We start from the raw sequence: 18,065 nt of genomic DNA, 5'->3' as shown, positions 1-18,065 counted from the left end.
TGTGTATAAGAGACAGGTTCAGGGGTTTCCGATTTTGCCTAAAATTGGGTGTTGTCGGTGCGTCGGGCGGTCAGCGGGTCCAGTGGTAGCGGCGTTCCGGGCGGCCGGTGCCGCCGTAGCGGAGGCGGACCTCGGCGCGGCCCGAGGTGACGAAGTGCTCCAGGTACTTTCGCGCGCTCACGCGGGAAACGCCTGCGGCGTCCGCGCATTCCGCCGCCGACACGTCGCCGTCGGTCGCGGTCGTCTCGCGCAGGATGCGCTCGACGATCTGCGCCGTCTCGGTGGCCAGCCCCTTCGGCGGCGCCGCTCGGTGGGTCCGGGTGCCGAAGATCTGGTCGACGTCCTGCTGCGCGGCGGGGGAGTCGCCGGGCAGTCCGCTGAGCTTCTGGTGCAGGGCGCGGAAGTTCTCCAGCTGGTCGCGCAGCGCCTCGTAGCTGAACGGCTTGATCAGGTAGTGCAGCGCCCCGCCGCGGATCGCGCCGCGCACGGTGTCCAGGTCGCGGGCCGCGGTGATCACGATGACGTCGGGGTCCGCCGACGGGCGCGTGGTGCTCGCGCGCAGCTCCCGCAGCACCGAGAGGCCGTCCATGTCGGGCAGGTAGATGTCCAGCAGCACGAGTTCCGGGCGCAGTTCGTCGACGGCGCGGATCGCGTCCGCACCGGTGTGCGCCACCCCGACGATCTCGAACCCGTCGACGCGGGCCACGTATCCACTGTGGATCTTCGCGACCATGAAGTCGTCGTCCACCACCAACACCTTGATCACGATCCCGGCCCTTCCAGCGGCAGCCGCGCGGTGAACACCGCACCGTGCGCGTTGTGCACCTGCACCGAACCGCCGCGACGATGACAGATCTGCCTCGTCAACGCCAGACCCAGGCCGCGTTCGCCGCCGCGCGCTGCCTTGGTGGTGAAGCCGTGCCGGAACACCTCTTCGACGATCTCGGCGGCCACCCCGGGCCCGGAATCCCGCACCACCGCGGTGACTTCGTCAGTGCAGCGCAGGTCGATCTCGATCCACCGGTCCGCGTCGGCCGGACCGGCTTCGAGGGCGTCGAGCGCGTTGTCGATCAGGTTGCCCAGCACCGTGACGAGGTCGGCGGACAGCTCTTCGTCGATCTCCGGCAGGTAGCTGCCCTCGTTCAGGCGCAGACCGACGCCGCGTTCGGCGGCGAGGCTGGCCTTGGCGATCAGCAGCGCGGCGGTGGCCGGGTCGTGGACCCGCGCGGTGACCTCGGCGTGCCACTGCTCGCGGGTGTGGCTGATGCGGTGCACGTAGCGCTGCAGCTCCTCGTACTCGCCCAGCTCGACCAGCCCGGAGATGATGTGCAGCCGGTTGCTGAACTCGTGCGCCTGGGCGCGCAGGGTGTCGGTGGTGTCCCGGTGCACCGCGAGTTCTCGTTGCAGGTCCACGAGTTCGGTGCGGTCGCGCATGGTCACCACGGCGCCGACCGACGAGATCGGCATCCGGTTGAGCACCACGACCTTGCCGCGCCGCAGCACGATCTGGTCCACGCCGTCGGTGCGGCCGGTGAGCACGTCGCGGGCGCGGTCGTTGAGGTCCAGCGAGTCGATGTCGTTGCCCACGCAGTCGGCCGGCAGCGACAGCAGGCGCCGCGCCTGGTCGTTGACCAGCGTGATGCGGTTCTGCTCGTCCACGCCCAGCACGCCTTCGCGAACGCCGTGCAGCAGGGCCTCGCGGTGCTCGACTAGCCGGGTGATCTCCTGCGGTTCCAGGCCGAGGGTCTGCCGCTTCACCCGCCGGGCGAGCAGCACCGATCCGGCGATGCCGAGCACCGTGGCGAAGGCCAGCAGGGTCAGCGGGTTCTCCGGCGCCTGGCGCAGCCCCTGCAGCAGGTCCGGGGGATTGCGGCCGGCCGCGACGACGCCGAGGACGCGTGCGTCGTTGGAGATCACCGGCACTTGGGCGACCAGCGAATCGGCGCCGTCCAGCTCGATCTCGCCGACCCACGAGCGGCCGCCCAGCGCGGTCTCGGACTTCGGCAGCAGCTGCCCGCGCTGCCCGGGATCGGGCGAGGTGAGCACGATGCCGCGCCGGTCGGTGATGATCACGTAGTCGGCGCCGGAGAGGTTGCGGGTGCTCTCGGCGAAGATCGGCAGCGTGTCGCGCTTGTAGGGGTCTTCGAGGCTGACGCGCACCCCGGAGGTGGCGGCGAGGTCTTCGGCGACCGACAGCATCTTGCGGCCCTCGGTGGCCCGGAACGCGGAGTCGGTCTGCGCGACGGAGAACACCGCGATCGAGGCGAGCAGCAGGACGATGATCAGCAGCTGCCACCCGAGCAACTGCCGAGACAACGATCCCTGCACCCGCAACACCGCGCCCGCCTCCTCCACCGCCGGCCCGAACGGTAACCGCCGGGGTCCGGCGAACGCGCGGCACCCCACCATCGCCGCAGGTCAGCGATCGATTTCAGGGTGTGATCACCGGGTGCGCCGCTCGCGGAGCGCTTCGGTCGCGCCGACGTACTCCAGCAGCAGGCGGGTGAATTCCAGCTGTTCCCGCTCGGGCCGGTCCCGGGTGATGTGCTCGTACGCTTCGCGCTGCTGCCGCCGGAATCGGTCCAGCAGCTCGGCGCCGTCCGGGCCGGTTCCGCGGGGAATCGGCCACCGTTCCCGGTTACAAAAGTGACAAAAGTTTCGTTATGTACGCAACGGCGACAGTGTGGTGGTGGCGCGGCAGCATGGCATCACTCGGCTCTCGACCGCGGAGACGAACTCCCCGTGCACGCAGTGCGTTCGTCGCCGTCGGCGGGTCCTCCGGCCGACGAATCCCGGGTGATTCCGCGGCGCGGTGCGCAGGCCGCGGAATCGCGGGAAGAGGAACGGGTGGACACCTGACACCCCCCAGGTACCCACCTCGTGGTGGTCCGGTCGCACATCCCCCGGCGACCGGGCTACTGCTTTCCCTCCGGGTGCGGCCCGTCCCCCGAACTCGGGAACCGGTTGCACGGCACGGTGATGCATCCGGCGGCGATGATCGAGTTGTGATGGCGTCTCCCACGGCAATGCCCGACTCCAGGGAGGTTTTCCATGCGTCGTCCACTCATCACTGCGCTGCTCGGCGGTCTGATCGTATTGGGAGCGTCCGGCACCGCCGTCGCGGCTGAAGGGGCCCAACCCCTTGGGCTGGACAAGCTCCTCACCGCGACGGTGCTGGACGCGTCTCCGCACGACGGTGAGTCCCACGACGGAACCGCGCACAGCAGCACCTCGTCGCCGGACGGATCCGAGCCTCAGACCAAGCCGTACCCCAAGCCACAACCGCAGACCAAGCCCCAGCCCCAGTCCGAAAATCAGCCGCAGGACTAGCGCCCGGGGCCGCCGCGCCGCGCCGCGCCCGGCTACGGGCGCGGCGCGGCGTTGCTCGTGACGAGCGATTCGAAGGCCGCGACGTCGCCGATGATTTCCTCGGCCCGCTCCGGGGATTCGTACAGTCCGAAGTAGTGTTCGCCCACCTCGGCGCGTTCTCGGCGGTGACTCCGGTGGCGATCGTGACCGCCGCGGCGTGGACCCCCTTCGGAGCGAGCTCGATGTGCAGTGCGTGCGCCCAGTTCCGCAGGCCCGCCATCGCCAGCCCCACGTTGCCCAGGAAAGGCGCGGGCACCAGCGATGACACCCCGGTGGTCAGCAGCAGCGATCCGCGACCGCGTGCCACCATGCCGGGGAGCACGTGGCTGACGGCGGTGACCGCGCCCAGCGCGCACAGCTCGAACTGCGCGCTCGCGGCATCGGCATCGGTCTCGGCGGCCGAGGTGATCGGCGCTTGCGGACCGGGGCTGTATTCGAGCACGTCGATCGGCCCGAGCGCGTGCTGCGCTTCGTCGAGAGCGCCGGTCAGCACGTCGCGGTCCCGCACATCCGCCGGGTGCGCGGTCGCGGTGATGCCGCTGCTCTCCAGCTCCCGGACGGATTCGGCGAGCCGCGCCGCGTTCCGCGCGATCAGCCCGACCCGGAACCCGCGCCTGCCGAACGCCCGAGCGACGCCCATCCCGAGCCCCGGCCCGGCCCCGACGACCACCAGATTCTTGTGCACCAGCTGCCCTTTCCGCGTCACCGCTGGTCATCGGCCGTGTGCTTTTGTGCCGCTATGGCAGCGCAAAGCACACACAGCCGTCCGCCAGCGGAAACGGCTGAACTTTCCAATGCTTACGTTTTGTGCGCAGGCACATCATTTGGTACCAACGGAGTCGGCACAAGACGGCACATTCCTGTCGGTGACGCACACGGAGGTAACCATTGACCCGCGCCGATGCAGCGGAAGCAGCGGCCTGCCAGGAGGTGCTGGGAATCCTGGCGCTGGTCGGGGACAAGTGGAGCCTGCTGGTCGTCGGGCAGCTCCGGGACGGGCCGCTTCGCTTCGGCGAACTGCACCGCGCCGTTCGCGGCATCTCGCAACGGATGCTCACGCTGACGCTCCGCAAGCTGGAACGCGACGGCCTGGTCAGCCGCTCCGTGCACGCGAGTGTGCCGCCGCGCGTCGACTACGCGCTGACCGAGCTCGGTGACTCGCTTCTCGGCCCGGCGCTCGCGCTCGGCGAGTGGGCGATCGACCATCGCACCGAGATCGCGGCGAACCGGCTTCGCTACGACGCGCGCTGAGCCGGACGGCGCGGTTGCGACGATCCGGTGATCGTGGTGATCCGCTGGACGAACCCCCCTGTTCCAAGGGAATCTGGGGCGATCCGGGGCTACCGAGACTGGAGAGGGCAGGCGATGACGAAGCATCCGCTGGAACCGTTGAGCTCCGACGAGATCGTGCGCAACCGCGAAATCCTGCAGGGCGCGGGACTCCTGCGCGAATCGACCCGGTTTCCCCTGGTGCAGCTCGAGGAACCACCGAAGGCCGTGGTGCTGGCGGGCGGCGATTTCGACCGCCAGGTGCGTTCGGTGCTGCTCGACACGAAGACGGGTGAGCTGACCACCACCGTGGTGTCGCTGACCGGCGATCGGGTGGTGGAGAAGCGCACCGTCGACCCGGTCGAGCACGGCCAGCCGCCGGTGATGCTGACCGAGTACGAGCTGGTCGAGAAGATCGTGGGCGCCGACGAGACGTGGCGGCAGGCGATCCGCGACCGCGGCATCGACGACATCGACAAGGTGCGGGTCTGCCCGCTGTCCGCCGGCTGGTTCGGCGTCGCGGAGGAGAGCGGTCGCCGGATGCTGCGCGCTCTGGCGTTCGTGCAGAACGACCCGGACGAACTTCCCTGGGCGCACCCGGTGGACGGGCTGGTGGCCTACGTCGACGTCATCGAGCAGCGCGTGCTGGAGGTCGTCGACGACCGCCACCTGCCGGTCCCGGCGGAGAGCGGCAACTACCCCGACCAGGAGCTGTTCGGCCCGCAGCGCGACACGCTGAAGCCGATCGAGATCACCCAGCCCGACGGCCCGAGCTTCGCCGTCGACGGCCACGAGGTGCGCTGGGAGAACTGGCGCTTCCGCGTCGGTTTCGACCCGCGCGAAGGCCTGGTGCTGCACCAGCTGTCGTTCCGCGACGGCGATCGGGAGCGGCCGGTGATCTACCGAGCCTCGGTCGCCGAGATGCTGGTCAACTACGGCGATCCGGCCCCGGCGCGGTTCTGGCAGAACTACTTCGACTCCGGCGAGTACTCGCTGGGCAAGCTCGCCAACGAGCTCGTCCTCGGCTGCGACTGCCTCGGCGAGATCCACTACTTCGACGCGGTGGTGGCGCAGGAGGACGGCGCGCCCCGGACGCTGCGCAACGCGGTGTGCATGCACGAGGAGGACTTCGGGGTGCTGTGGAAGCACACCGACGTGTTCACCGGATCGGCCGAGACCCGGCGGCAGCGGCGGCTGGTGATCTCCTTCTTCTCCAGCGTCGGCAACTACGACTACGGCTTCTACTGGTACCTCTATCTGGACGGCACCATCCAGCTGGAGGTCAAGGCCACCGGCATCGTGTTCACCTCGTCCTACCCGGCGGAGGGCTCGCGTTGGGCCAGCGAGCTCGCCCCCGGCCTCGGCGCGCCGTTCCACCAGCACCTGTTCAGCGCGCGGCTGGACATGATGGTCGACGGCACCAGCAACGCCGTCGACGAGGTGCAGGCGAAGCGCGAGCCGATCAGCGCGGAGAACCCGCACGGCAACGCCTTCACCCGCAGCGTCACCCGGCTGGCGCGGGAGAGCGACACCGGACGGGAGGCCGACCCGGCCAGCGGGCGGGTCTGGCACGTGGTCAACACCGAGCGCACCAACCGGCTCGGTCAGCCGGTCGGGTACGCGCTGCACCCGCAGGGCTACCCGGTGCTGCTGGCGGATCCCGGTTCGTCGATCGCGAAGCGCGCCGAGTTCGCGACCAAGCACCTGTGGGTCACCCGGTACGCGGCGGACGAGCGGTACCCGGCGGGGGAGTGGGTGAACCAGAGCCACGGCGGCGCGGGCATCCCGGCGTTCACGGCGGAGGACCGCGGCATCGACGGCGAGGACATCGTGCTGTGGCACACCTTCGGCCTGACGCACTTCCCGCGCGCGGAGGACTGGCCGGTGATGCCGGTGGACCTCTGCGGCTTCACCCTCAAGCCGGTCGGCTTCTTCGACCGGAACCCGACGCTCGACGTCCCGCCCGGCAACGGCACCGCGTCGCACTGCTGCGAGAGCTGACCGGGGGGGCGTGAGTGCGGAAGCCGGTTCTTAACGGTTCTCGCACTCACGACCGCCGGCTCCCCGCGCTGATGAGAAGCTGTCGGGGTGAGCACCCCCAAGCGATGCCCCTGCGGCCTCGGCGAACCGTTCGCCGAGTGCTGCGCCCGCCTGCACGCCGGCGAGCGCAGCGCGGCCACGGCCGAGCAGCTCATGCGCTCGCGGTTCAGCGCGTTCGCGGTCGGCGACACGGCCTACCTGCTGGCCTCGTGGCACCCCTCGACCCGGCCGGACTCGCTGAGCCTCGATCCCGACCAGCGCTGGGTCCGCCTCGAAATCCTCGACCGCACCGGCGGCGGGCCGTTCGACGCGGAGGGCACGGTCCGGTTCGAGGCGCACTACCGCCTGGGCGGACGAGCCGGAGTGCTGACCGAGGACAGCCGTTTCGTCCGGGAGGACGGGGCCTGGTTCTACGTCGACGGCGACCACGACTGACCGCAGTTCAATTGAGGTTTTTCCAGCCTCGTTTTGCGTGGCGGTGCGGGTGGCGGAACCTCAGACGCTCCCTGGTCTGTGGGTGCCCCTCCTGATGTATGTCCAATACACGGCGGAGGGGCCGTCCTCGCCGGGGGAACCCCGGGAGGGGTGGGCACCGTGAACCCGCGGCGGTGCAGGTGTCGTAGGTGGTTTATGCGCCTGCGGCGCATGCGTCATGCCATCGACGTGCAGCTTTGCGGCCCGCGACCGCGGGCTGACCAGGATGAAAACGCTCAATTGAAACTGCGGTCATGACAGCTCGGATTCGGCCGCTCGGAGGGCGGCGAACTCCTCCTCGGGGGCGTTGGCGATCAGGTGGTGGCGGCTGTAGAACCAGAAGTAGGCCAGCGCCGCCAGGAAGATCAGGGCCATGATGGCCGCCGCGACCATGTCCACGATGAACGTCGCGATCACCGCCGCGATCGCCAGCACCAGCGCGACCGAGGTCGTCACGATTCCGCCGGGGGTCCGGTACGGGCGCTCCAGCCCCGGCTCGCGGAAGCGCAGGACGATGTGCGACAGGTTCAGCAGCACGTAGGAGATCGTCGCGCCGAACACCGCGATGTTGATCAGCAGCGCCCCGTCGCGGGTGGCCGCGGCCAGCACGAAGCCGATGGTTCCCGGCACCACCAGCGCCAGGTACGGGGTGCGGCGCTTGCCGGTCACCGACAGCCAGCGCGGCAGGTACCCCGCGCGGGACAGCGCGAACAGCTGCCGGGACGCGGCGTAGATGATGGAGAAGAAGCTCGCCACCAGCCCGGCCAAGCCCACGTAGTTGACGATCTCGGCGAGCGCGTTGTCGCCGCCGGTGGCGGCGCGCACCGCCGCGGGCAGCGGGTTGTCGGCGTCGGCGATGGCCGCTGACCCGGCCCCGCCCGGCGCGACCACCAGGATGGCCGCGGCGAACACCAGCAGCACCGCGATCGCCGCGATGATCCCGCGCGGCATGTCCTTGCGCGGGTCGCGGGCTTCCTCCGCGGCCAGCGGAACCCCTTCCACGGCGAGGAAGAACCAGATGCCGTACACCAGCGAGGCGAGCACCCCGGCGTAGCCGAACGGCAGGAACGCGCTGGCGCCCGCGGCGTCCACCGGTGCGATGTCGAACAGCTTCGCCGCCGAGAACTGCGGGATCATGCCGACCACGAAGGCGATCAGGGCGACCACGGCCACGGCGGTGATGCCGAACATCAGCCGCAGCGCCTCGCCCACGCCGTAGAGGTGGATGCCGACGAAGATGGCGAAGCACGCCAGGTACACCGGCCAGCTGCTGGTCAGCCCGAACAGCCCCAGCGATTCCACGTAGCCGCCGATGAACACCGCGATGGCGGCCGGCGCGATGGCGTACTCGATGAGGATCGCGGTGCCGGCGGCGAAGCCGCCGAGCGGGCCGAGGGCGCGGCGGGCGAAGCCGTACCCGGCCCCGGCCACCGGCAGCGCCGAGGCCATCTCGGCCAGCCCGAACACCATGCCGGTGTACATGGTCGCCATCAGCACCGTTGCCAGGAGCAGTCCGCCCCAGCCGCCCTCGGCCAGCCCGAAGTTCCACCCGGCGAAGTCGCCGGAGATCACGTACGAGACGCCGAGCCCGGCGAGCAGGACCCAGCCCGCCGCGCCCTGCCGGAGCCGGCGCTTGTCCAGGTAGTCGCTGCCGACCCGTTCGTAGTCCACCTGCCGCCGCTTCTCGGTCATGGCGGGGTCCTCTCCCGAGATTGGTATGACCGTGGCCCATTGATTAGTTGGGCAGCGTGCTGTCGCCGCCGGGCGATGTCAATACCCGTGGCCGGAACTCGACGCCGACTCCATGCGGGCAGCCGAACGGGTGTTGACACTCGGAGTCGGCGGCTGCTTCCATTGGCCCGCGTTCAAAGGTCTGGTCCCATACCAATGCATGGCCGGCTGGTTCGGCCGAAGGGAGCCACCGGTGTCGCCCAACGAGCAGCTGACCGTCGGACGACTGCGCGAGCTGGTCGCCTCGGGCGAGGTGGACACGGTCGTCGTCGCGCTGACCGACATGCAAGGCAGGTTGCAGGGCAAGCGGTGCTCGGCCCGCTACTTCCTCGACGAGGTGCTCGCCCACGGCACCGAGGCGTGCAACTACCTGCTCGCCGTCGACGTCGACATGACCACTGTGGACGGCTATGCGATGACCTCGTGGGAGACCGGTTACGGCGACTTCGTGCTGAGCCCGGACCTCGCAACCCTGCGCCGGATCCCGTGGCAGGAGGCGACCGCACTGGTGCTCTGCGACGTGCAGTGGCATTCCGGTGAGCCGGTCGCCCCGTCGCCGCGGCAGGTGCTGCGCGGGCAGCTCGACCGGCTCACCGGGCTCGGGCTCACCGCGCACGTCGGAACGGAGCTGGAGTTCCTGGTCTTCCGCGACACCTACGAACAGGCGTGGGACAAGCGCTACCACGAGTTGTCCCCGGCCAACCAGTACAACGTGGACTACTCCATCGCCGGGACCAGCCGGATCGAGGGGCTGCTGCGGCGGATCCGCAACGACATGACCGGGGCCGGGCTGTACGTGGAGTCGGCCAAGGGCGAGTGCAACCTGGGCCAGCACGAGATCGCCATCCGCTACTCCGACGCGCTGACCAGCTGCGACAACCACACGCTCTACAAGAACGGCGCCAAGGAGATAGCCGCAGTGGAGGGCGTGAGCCTCACCTTCATGGCCAAGTACGACGCCCGCGAGGGCAACTCCTGCCACATCCACGTGAGCCTGCGCGACGACGCCGGTCCGGCGATGCCCGGCGCCGGGGAGCACGGGTTCTCCCCGGTCATGGAGCACTTCATCGCGGGCCAGCTGGCCTGCCTGCCGGAGCTGACCTACTTCCTCGCGCCGAACATCAACTCCTACAAGCGCTTCGCGGCCGGCAGCTTCGCGCCCACCACCATCGCGTGGGGCCGGGACAACCGGACCTGCGCGCTGCGGGTGGTCGGCCACAGCGATAGCCTGCGCGTGGAGAACCGGGTGCCGGGCGGCGACGTCAACCCGTACCTTGCGGTGGCGGCGATCCTGGCCGCCGGGCTGCACGGGATTTCCGAGGAACTACCGCTGGAACCGATGCTCTCGGGCAACGCCTACGCCTCCGGCAAACCCACGGTCCCGACGACGCTGCGCGAGGCCGCCGGGCTGCTGGCCGGGAGCAAGGTCGCGGTCGAGGCGTTCGGCCAGGACGTCGTCGACCACTACGTCAACGCGGCCCGGGTGGAACTGGCGGCCTTCGACGCGGCGATCACCGACTGGGAGCGGATCCGTGGGTTCGAACGCCTCTGACCGGCCGATCATCGGCATCAGCACCTACGTCGAGTCGGCGAGCTGGGGGGTCTGGCACCGCGAAGCGGCCCTGCTGCCCACGACCTACGTCGACGCGGTGCACCGCGGCGGCGGATTCCCGGTGCTGCTGCCGGTCCTCCCGGGCGATCCCGATCTGTCCGCTGTGGACGGTCTGGTGCTCGCCGGCGGCGCGGACATCGACCCGGCACGCTACGGCGGGCGGCCGCACGCCGAGCTCGGCCCGACCCGGCCGCCCCGGGACGGCTGGGAGACCCGGCTGCTGCGCGCCGCGCTCGACCGCGACCTGCCGGTGCTCGGTGTCTGCCGGGGTGCGCAGATCATGAACGTCGCCCTCGGCGGAACCCTGCACCAACACCTCCCGGACCTCGTCGAGCACCGGGATCACCAGCCGGAGCCGGCGGTCTTCGGCAGTACGAAGGTGGAGCTGAGCCCGGGCAGCCGGATCGCGGAGATCCTCGGCGAGCACGTCGAGGTGCCCTGCTACCACCACCAGGCCATCGCCGAGGTCGCCCCGCGCCTCGACGTCACCGGGCGGGCCGGCGACGGCACCGTCGAGGCGGTGGAGCTGGCCGGGGCGCGGTTCGGGCTCGGCGTCCAGTGGCATCCGGAAGAAGACGCAGCCGACGACCGGCTGTTCGTGGCGCTTGCCGCGGCGGCGAAGGAGGTACGCGGTGACCACCGCGCATGAAGTGATCAACCCGGCGACCGAGCAGGTCGTGACCACCGTGCAGCTGTGCTCCGTCGACGAGACCGACGCCGCCATCGCGCGGGCGGTCCGCGCGCAGCGGTCCTGGCAGGCCCTCGCCCCGGCGGAGCGGGGGCGGCTGCTGCGCCGGTTCGCCGCGGCGGTGGACGCCGGCATCGAGGACCTGGCGCGGCTGGAAGTGCGCAATTCCGGGCACACCATCGGGAACGCGCGTGGCGAGGCGGCCAACGTGCGGGACGTGCTGGAGTACTACGCCGCCGCACCGGACCGGCTCTTCGGCCGCCAGATCCCGGTGGCCGGCGGCGTGAACGTCACGTTCCAGGAGCCGCTGGGCGTGGTCGGCGTGATCGTGCCGTGGAACTTCCCGATGCCCATCGCCGCGTGGGGGTTCGCCCCGGCCCTGGCCGCGGGCAACGCGGTGGTGCTCAAGCCCGCCGAACTCACGCCGCTCACCGCGGTCCGGATCGGCGAACTGGCGCTGGCGGCGGGACTTCCGGAAGGGCTGCTGCAGGTCCTGCCCGGCCGGGGCGAGGTAGTCGGGGAGCGGTTCGTCACCCACCCCGACGTGCGCAAGGTGGTCTTCACCGGCTCGACCGCGGTGGGCCGGCGGATCATGGCCGGGTGCGCGAGCCAGGTCAAGCGGGTGACGCTGGAGCTGGGCGGCAAGAGCGCCAACATCGTCTTCGCCGACGCGGACCTGGAGCGCGCGGCGGCGACGGCGCCCTACGGCGTCTTCGACAACGCCGGGCAGGACTGCTGCGCGCGGTCCCGGATTCTCGTGCAGCGCAACGTCTACGACCGGTTCATGGAGCTGCTGGAGCCGGCCGTGCGTGGTGTGGTCGTGGGCGACCCGGCCGATGAGAAGACCGAGATGGGTCCGCTGATCTCGGCCGCGCACCGCGCCAAGGTCGCCGGCTACGTCCCCGGCGGAGCGCCGGTGGCGTTCCAGGGCGAGGCGCCGACGGGCAGCGGATTCTGGTTCCCGCCAACGGTTCTCACGCCCGATCCGGCGGATCCGGCGTTCGCCGAGGAGATCTTCGGACCGGTCGTCGCGGTGGTGCCCTTCGAGGACGAGGCCGACGCGGTGCGCATCGCCAACGACACCGCGTACGGCCTGGCCGGATCGATCTGGACCCGCGACGTGGCGCGCGCGTTGCGGGTGTCGCGCGCGGTCGAGGCCGGGAACCTCTCGGTCAACTCGCACTCCTCCGTGCGCTACAACACGCCTTTCGGCGGGTTCAAGCAGTCCGGGCTCGGCCGCGAGCTCGGGCCGGACGCGGTCGACGCGTTCACCGAGACCAAGAACGTCTTCATCCCGACTTCGGAGGACGCCTGAGCGACCAGCTCAGGCGTCCGGCCGGTGTCCCGCGAGAACCAGGGAGTGAGCAAATGCCGGAACGTTTGCAGGACCGCGTCGCCGTCATCACCGGCGGCGCCAGCGGGATTGGGCTGGCCACCGCCCGCCGGTTCGCCGCCGAGGGGGCCAAGGTCGTCATCGCCGACGTCGACCCGGACACGGGCAAGCGCGCCGCGGACGAGGTCGGTGGGCTGTTCGTGCAGACCGACGTCACCGACGGCGAAGCCGTCGCGCGGCTGTTCGCCACCGCCGACGCGGAGTTCGGCTCCGTCGACATCGCCTTCAACAACGCCGGCATCTCCCCGCCCGACGACGACTCCATCCTGGACACCGGCATCGAGGCGTGGCGGAAGGTGCAGGAGGTCAACCTCACCTCGGTGTACCTGTGCTGCAAGCACGTCCTGCCGTACATGCGGCGGCAGGGGCGGGGCTCGATCATCAACACCGCGTCGTTCGTGGCGGTGATGGGCGCGGCGACCTCGCAGATCTCCTACACCGCGAGCAAGGGCGGCGTGCTGGCGATGTCCCGCGAGCTCGGCGTGCAGTTCGCGCGGGAGGGCATCCGGGTCAACGCGCTGTGCCCGGGGCCGGTGAACACGCCGCTGCTGCAGGAGCTGTTCGCCAAGGACCCCGAGCGAGCCCAGCGGCGCCTGGTGCACGTCCCGATGGGGCGCTTCGCCGAGCCGACCGAGATCGCGGCCGCGGTCGCCTTCCTGGCCAGCGACGACGCGTCGTTCATCACGGCCTCGCAGTTCCTGGTGGACGGCGGCATCTCCGGCGCGTACGTCACGCCCCTGTGAGTATCGTCGGGGTCGTGAGTGCACAGCCGGGCTGGAGCACGGCTACGCACTCACGACCGCAAGGCTGGCCGGGGGAGTGACGTGAGCAGCCAGAACGAGCCGTTGGTGCTGCACAGCCGGGCGAGCGAGGCGCTGTTCCGAGCGGTGCGCACCGGCAACGCGTTCGAGGAGACGGTGGAGCGCCTGCTGCAGGCGATCCGGCTCGGCGTGGTGGCGCCGGGGGAGCGGCTGCCCGCGGAGCGGGAGCTGGCCGCCCGGCTCAACGTCAGCCGGGTGACGCTGCGGGAGGCGATCCGGGCGTTGCAGGAGTCCGGGTACGTCGAGTCCCGGCGCGGCCGCTACGGCGGCACGTTCGTCAACGTCGAACCGCCGCGGCCCAGCCGCAAGGGACCGCGCCGGATCGCCCGTGAGATGGGCGTCGACCTGCACGACGCCCTCACCCACCGGCACGTGCTGGAGGTGGGCGCGGCCGAGCAGGCGGCGGCCCGGGACCTCGGCGAGGCCGAGCGCGCCCACCTGGTGTCGCGGCTTTCCGACGCGGGCACCGCGGAACTGCACAACTACCGGCGGATGGATTCGCGGCTGCACCTGGCGATCGCCGAGCTGTCCGGCTCGGCGTCGCTGACCTCGGCGGTCGCCGACGTGCGGATGCGACTCAACGAGCTGCTCGACGCGATTCCCTTGCTGGAGCGCAACATCGTGCACTCCAACGAGCAGCACGAGGAGGTCGTGCGGGCCATCCTCGACGGCGATCCGGAGGCCGCGAGGCGGGCCATGGCCGAGCACCTGGAGGGCACCGCGTCGCTGCTGCGCGGCTTCCTGTCGTGACGGGTTCCCCGCAGTTTCAATTGAAACTGCGGTCCCGACAGCTCGGAACCGCCCGCGCGGGGGCGCCGTGCTAGGCTCCGCGTCGACATCTCACCGTGGGCACCTCCCATCGTGGACGTAGCCTCGCCGATCAGCTTTCCTCGGGTCCGATGACGCGAGAAAGGTGGGAGTCACACCACATCGCAGCAAGGTGTTCTGAGATGGTTGTGACAATCGGGCGAGCAGACCTGCGTTCTGCCTTCGCATCACCGCATTCCGGCTCTTCGCGCGCCGAACTCGGCGCAGCTTCCGGCAATCCTCCGAAACCCGGGTTCTAGGGCGTCTCCGCGACGTCACCGGAACGCCCACATTTCCCGGACCGGTCATGGGATCCGGGCTCGAGGCCGCGCGCCTCGGCCCCGGATCGCCGACCGGTGCCCGAATTCTCGGAGGTAATCGGAGTGCTGGAGAACAATTCCGCCGACCGGCCCGCGGCGCGACGCCCGTGGCTGGTGCTCGGCATCCTCTGCATCGGCTTCTTCATGTCGCTGCTGGACGCGACGATCGTCAACATCGCGATCCCGACCCTGATCGACGGCATCGGCGCCTCGTACGACCAGGTGCTGTGGGTGATCGATGCCTACCTGCTGGTCTTCTCGGCGCTGTTGATCACGACGGGACGGCTCGGGGACAACTTCGGATACCGGCGCCTGTTCCTGATCGGCATCGCCGCCTTCACCGCCGCATCCGCTCTCTGCGGCCTCGCGAGCACGCCGGGACAGCTGCTCGGCGCGCGAGTGCTCCAGGGGCTGGGCGGAGCGCTGCTGTTCCCGCAGGTGATCTCGTCGATCCTGACGATCTTCCCGCCGCGGATGCGCGGCCGGGCGTTCGGCGTCTTCGGCGCGATCGCGGGTCTCGCGCCGGTCCTCGGCCCGGTGTTCGGCGGGTTCATCGTCGCCCACCTCGGCTGGCGCTGGATCTTCTTCATCAACGTCCCCATCGGGGTGGCCACCGCGGTGCTGGCCCTGGCGTTCGTCCCGGAACTGCGCGTCGCACGCCCGCACAAGATCGACTTGGTGGGCGTCGTGCTCGCCACCGCGGGGCTGAGCGGGATCGTGTTCGGCCTCATCGAGGGCGAGCGCTACGACTGGGGAACGATCAGCGGGCCGATCGGGATCCCGTCGGTCATCGCGGCCGGTGTCGTGCTCCTGGCGTTGTTCGTCGGCTGGCAGCACGTTCAGCGCGGTGAGCCGCTGATGCCGCTGGGCCTGTTCGCCGGGCGGAACTTCGCGGCCGGGAACTGGATCGGCTTCGTCTTCCAGCTGGGCATGATCGGCACCGCGTTCGTGCTCGTCCTCCACCTGCAGCTGGCGCAGGGGTATTCGCCGCTTGAAGCGGGGTTCGTCCTGCTGCCCAATGCCGTTCTCACCGCGATCGGCTCGGCGTATGCGGGGAGGCTGGCCGACGAGATCGGGGGCAAGCGCGTCCTCGCCGCGGGGATGATCATGCTCGCGCTCGGTCTGGTGGTCATCGCCGCGATGGCGGGGCCGGACTCCGGAGCCTGGCCGCTCCTGCCCGGCCTGCTGATCATCGGCGTCGCCAGCGGCGCGACGTTCGCGCCGTTGCAGCAGGTCACCATGGACGGCGTCGATCCCAGGTTCGCGGGTGCGGCATCGGGGGTCGCAGGCACTACGCGGCAGGTCGGCGGGGTGCTGGGCACCGCGTTGGTGGGCGCCGTCCTGGCCTCCTGCCTGAACTCGGCCCTGCGCGGCGAAGCGGAGCTGCGCGCGGGCCTGTTGCCCGCGGGGTTGCGCGCGCAGTTCATCGAGAGCGCGGCGGCCGGGGGAGGGCGGTTCAGCCCGCCGTCGGTCCCGGCTGGTCTGTCACCCGAGGACGCCGCCCTCTTCGCGCGGCTGGGCCACGAGGCGTTCGCGGTGGGGTTCGTCAGCGCGATGCAGGTGGTGCTGCTGGCGTCCGCCGCGGTACTAGTGGTAGCCGCGTTGTTCTGCTTCGCGCTCAAGGGGAACGACCGAGCTCCACGAGGCGAAGCGGCCAAGGCGGACGCTGGCTGATGTGCGACGGAGCAGCGGGCGCGGCGGAGGCCACGCCCGCTGCTCGGCCGCGAGGAGATCGTGCTCGCGGCGCTGCCGGCGCCCGTCGACCTCGCCCCGTTGAAGTCGGCCGGTTCGGGCGACGCACGGGCGCGGCCCAGGTCGCGGCGTGGTTCGAACAGGGGAACTAGACTTCGTCGAGTGGTGGACTACCGGATCGACGATCTTGCTCGGGCTGCGGGCACGACGGTGCGCAACGTGCGCGTCTACCAGGACCGGGAGCTGTTGCCGCCGCCTCGCCGGGAGGGGCGCACGGCGATCTACTCCGACGCGCACCTGGTGCGGCTGCGGCTGATCATCAACATGCTGGAGCGCGGTTACGCGTTCGCACAGATCAAGGAGATGATCGTGGCCTGGGAGTCCGGGCGCAGCCTCGGCGAGGTGCTCGGGCTGGAGGAGGTCGTCGGCGCGTCCTGGGCGGACGAGGAGCCCCGCGCCGTCACGGTGGGGGAGCTGCGCAAGAAGTTCGGCAAGCAGTTCTCCCCGTCGAACATCAAGCGGTCGATCGAACTGGGCCTGCTGGAGCGGCGCGGTCGCAGTTTCGTCTCGCCGAGCCCGCAGCTGCTGGACGCCGGAGCGGAGCTGGTCAGCCTCGGCGTGCCGCTCAACGAGGTGCTGGACCTCGCCGAGCAGCTGCAGAAGGACATCGACCACGTGGCGGAGATCCTGGTCGAGGTGGTGCGCAAGCACGTGCTGACCCGCCCGGTGCCCAGCGACGACGAGATCCCGTACTACTCCGACGTCCTGCAGCGGCTGCGGCCGCTGGTGATGTCCGCGCTCAACGCGGCCGCGGCGCGCTCGGCGGAGCGGGTCATCCCGGGCGTGCTCGGCGACAAGCTGGTGGAGCTGCTGGTGAACACCGGCAAGCCCGGCGAGGCCTCCTGAGCGGCGTGGCCAGCCGCTCGTGAGCGGTTCGGATCGCCATGGCGATCCAAAGTGCTCACGACGCACCCAGATCTGTCCCATGTGGACATCGGCGCGCGACGCCGTGACCTGAGCACCAGAGGAACCCATGACCAACGCAGCACCCGAGACCGACCTCGCGCCGGCCCGGCCGTCCGGCAAGGACCGCGCGGCGCGCGTGCTCACCGAAGTCTTCGCGCCGTGGGTGATCGTCGTGCTGCTGCCGCTGGCGGTGGCCTGGCAGGCCACCCGCACCCTCGGCCCCACCCTGGGCTGGGGGCTGCTGGTCTCCGCCACCAGCAGCATCCTGCCGATGGGCGTGATCGTGTGGGGCGCGAAGACCGGGCGGTGGGACAGCCACCACGTGCGCGACCGCGCGGGCCGGTTCGTGCCGTTCGTCGCGCTGATCGTCATGAGCCTGATCGGGCTGGGGCTGCTGGTCGCGTTCGGTGCGCCGTGGCTGCTGATCGCCCTGGACATCGCCATGATCGCCTCGCTGTTCGTCACGGGCGGCATCACGGTCCGGTGGAAGGTGTCCATGCACTCGGCGGTGGCCTCGGGCGCGGTGGTGATCCTCGCCGTGGTCTACCACCCGGCCTACCTGGTCCTGATGCTGGTGGTGGCGGCGGTCTCCTGGTCCCGGGCGCAGCTCGGCGACCACACGCCCGCGCAGGTCGCCGTGGGAGCGGTCGTCGGCGCGATCGTCGGCGGCGGCGTGTTCGCGGCGCTGGTCTGACAGCCCACGCCGTTTTCGCGCGAAACCGGCGTTCGCTGTGCCTGGGGGGTGACGTTTTCGCGCTTGGTCTCAAGGGGTGGGTGCAACATCTCCTGGAATGATCTTGGTGGAGGTGTTGTGGTGTCGGTGGTCGAGCGGCATGGCGATGAGGTGTGGCGGCTGTGGTTGGAGGGGTTCGGGCAGCGGGAG

At 70.5% G+C, this 18,065-nt stretch carries 15 protein-coding genes; 11 read left to right on the top strand and 4 right to left on the bottom strand.

The features are described from left to right. Positions 1–70: 70 nt before the first annotated feature. The 3 genes from E1288_RS43345 to E1288_RS43330 all read right to left on the bottom strand — a co-directional run bounded on the left by E1288_RS43345 (position 71) and on the right by E1288_RS43330 (position 4,054). Entirely contained in the window at positions 71–766 is a 696-nt protein-coding gene (locus tag E1288_RS43345) for a response regulator (protein WP_132494750.1), read from the bottom strand. After that, a complete protein-coding gene (locus tag E1288_RS43340) occupies positions 763–2,337 on the bottom strand; it encodes a sensor histidine kinase (protein ID WP_235884223.1) in 1,575 nt (524 codons plus the stop codon). Before E1288_RS43340 ends, E1288_RS43345 begins: the two co-directional genes overlap by 4 nt. An 823-nt stretch (positions 2,338–3,160) precedes the next feature. After that, the gene (locus E1288_RS43330; RefSeq protein ID WP_207954891.1) at positions 3,161–4,054 is read right to left on the bottom strand and encodes an SDR family NAD(P)-dependent oxidoreductase; all 894 of its coding nucleotides are present in this window, start codon (positions 4,052–4,054) and stop codon (positions 3,161–3,163) included. Between the two features lie 203 nt (positions 4,055–4,257). Between E1288_RS43330 and E1288_RS43325 the strand changes: the two genes are divergently transcribed. From E1288_RS43325 to E1288_RS43315, 3 genes are all read left to right on the top strand, one after another. Further along, complete coding sequence (locus E1288_RS43325) at positions 4,258–4,620, top strand: winged helix-turn-helix transcriptional regulator (RefSeq protein ID WP_207954890.1); 363 nt, start codon at positions 4,258–4,260, stop codon at positions 4,618–4,620. A gap of 114 nt (positions 4,621–4,734) precedes the next feature. Further along, positions 4,735–6,639, top strand: coding sequence for a primary-amine oxidase (locus E1288_RS43320; RefSeq protein WP_132494746.1), 1,905 nt, complete (start codon positions 4,735–4,737; stop codon positions 6,637–6,639). Between the two features lie 87 nt (positions 6,640–6,726). After that, positions 6,727–7,113, top strand: coding sequence for a YchJ family protein (locus E1288_RS43315; protein WP_132494744.1), 387 nt, complete (start codon positions 6,727–6,729; stop codon positions 7,111–7,113). Between the two features lie 291 nt (positions 7,114–7,404). On the opposite strand, the gene eat is transcribed toward E1288_RS43315, so the two are convergent. After that, positions 7,405–8,844 (bottom strand): ethanolamine permease, encoded by a 1,440-nt coding sequence (gene eat / locus E1288_RS43310; protein ID WP_132494742.1) that lies wholly within the window; start codon positions 8,842–8,844, stop codon positions 7,405–7,407. A gap of 232 nt (positions 8,845–9,076) precedes the next feature. Here eat and E1288_RS43305 point away from each other — a divergent pair, with 232 nt between their 5' ends. The 8 genes from E1288_RS43305 to E1288_RS43270 all read left to right on the top strand — a co-directional run bounded on the left by E1288_RS43305 (position 9,077) and on the right by E1288_RS43270 (position 17,876). Further along, positions 9,077–10,435: a glutamine synthetase family protein gene (locus E1288_RS43305; protein ID WP_132494740.1), complete on the top strand. Its 1,359-nt coding sequence runs from the start codon at positions 9,077–9,079 to the stop codon at positions 10,433–10,435. Further along, positions 10,416–11,144, top strand: coding sequence for a gamma-glutamyl-gamma-aminobutyrate hydrolase family protein (locus tag E1288_RS43300; RefSeq protein WP_132494738.1), 729 nt, complete (start codon positions 10,416–10,418; stop codon positions 11,142–11,144). The genes E1288_RS43305 and E1288_RS43300 overlap by 20 nt, the downstream gene beginning before the upstream one ends. Further along, a complete protein-coding gene (locus E1288_RS43295; protein ID WP_132494736.1) occupies positions 11,128–12,498 on the top strand; it encodes an aldehyde dehydrogenase family protein in 1,371 nt (456 codons plus the stop codon). The genes E1288_RS43300 and E1288_RS43295 overlap by 17 nt, the downstream gene beginning before the upstream one ends. 53 nt (positions 12,499–12,551) lie before the next feature. After that, complete coding sequence (locus E1288_RS43290; protein ID WP_132494734.1) at positions 12,552–13,319, top strand: 3-oxoacyl-ACP reductase; 768 nt, start codon at positions 12,552–12,554, stop codon at positions 13,317–13,319. Between the two features lie 81 nt (positions 13,320–13,400). Continuing rightward, the gene (locus tag E1288_RS43285) at positions 13,401–14,147 is read left to right on the top strand and encodes a FadR/GntR family transcriptional regulator (RefSeq protein ID WP_132494732.1); all 747 of its coding nucleotides are present in this window, start codon (positions 13,401–13,403) and stop codon (positions 14,145–14,147) included. 440 nt (positions 14,148–14,587) lie between these two features. Continuing rightward, positions 14,588–16,198, top strand: coding sequence for a DHA2 family efflux MFS transporter permease subunit (locus E1288_RS43280; RefSeq protein ID WP_132494730.1), 1,611 nt, complete (start codon positions 14,588–14,590; stop codon positions 16,196–16,198). Positions 16,199–16,378: 180 nt separating this feature from the next. Continuing rightward, the gene (locus E1288_RS43275) at positions 16,379–17,122 is read left to right on the top strand and encodes a MerR family transcriptional regulator (RefSeq protein ID WP_132494728.1); all 744 of its coding nucleotides are present in this window, start codon (positions 16,379–16,381) and stop codon (positions 17,120–17,122) included. A gap of 127 nt (positions 17,123–17,249) precedes the next feature. Beyond that, positions 17,250–17,876 (top strand): hypothetical protein, encoded by a 627-nt coding sequence (locus E1288_RS43270; RefSeq protein ID WP_132494726.1) that lies wholly within the window; start codon positions 17,250–17,252, stop codon positions 17,874–17,876. Positions 17,877–18,065: the final 189 nt, after the last annotated feature.

The organism is Saccharopolyspora elongata (assembly GCF_004348985.1).
Classification (GTDB): Bacteria; Actinomycetota; Actinomycetes; order Mycobacteriales; family Pseudonocardiaceae; genus Saccharopolyspora; species Saccharopolyspora elongata.
Note: the sequence above shows the minus strand (reverse complement) of the source record. Positions and strands in the feature narration are given on the sequence as shown.